Below are 526 nucleotides of genomic sequence, written 5' to 3'. Positions count from 1 at the left end.
ATCCTCCACCATGATTTTTTTACAAAAGTGAAAATAATCGTCAATATTTTGCGCCCGTAGCTCAATTGGATAGAGCGTCTGACTACGGATCAGAAGGTTATGGGTTCGACTCCTTTCGGGCGCGCTTATTACGGGAAGTAGCTCAGCTTGGTAGAGCACTTGGTTTGGGACCAAGGGGTCGCAGGTTCGAATCCTGTCTTCCCGACCAGTCGAAGGTTAATAATTGTTTATGGCGGTGTAGCTCAGCTGGCTAGAGCGTACGGTTCATACCCGTAAGGTCGGGGGTTCGATCCCCTCCGCCGCTACCATATTGTTTTTTACGGAGGAATACCCAAGTCTGGNNGCATATCTCCAAACTTAATAATTTTTACTATCGCGGGGTGGAGCAACGAGCGTTGCTTCAACGAATAAACTGCGAGTTGTACCCATCGAGCTGCTGCTTGGATAGGCATTCTGAGATGGGGACAGTCAGTAACAAGACATGGAGCGTACTCCAAACTTAATAATTTTTACTATCGCGGGGTGG

At 47.9% G+C, this 526-nt stretch carries 3 tRNA genes; all 3 read left to right on the top strand.

Annotation, left to right across the window (positions count from 1 at the left end):
• The first annotated feature begins 50 nt into the window (after positions 1–50).
• The 3 genes from COD92_RS31025 (at position 51) to COD92_RS31015 (ending at position 308) form a co-directional block, all read left to right on the top strand.
• Positions 51–124 (top strand) — tRNA-Arg (locus COD92_RS31025).
• 7 nt (positions 125–131) lie between these two features.
• Positions 132–208: transfer RNA gene (locus tag COD92_RS31020), tRNA-Pro, on the top strand.
• A 23-nt stretch (positions 209–231) separates the two neighbouring features.
• A tRNA-Met gene (locus tag COD92_RS31015) sits at positions 232–308 on the top strand.
• The last annotated feature ends 218 nt before the right edge of the window (positions 309–526 follow it).

Source organism: Bacillus sp. AFS037270, assembly GCF_002585305.1.
The sequence above is the reverse complement of the archived record's forward strand: the minus strand, read 5'-3'. Positions and strand labels throughout refer to the sequence as shown.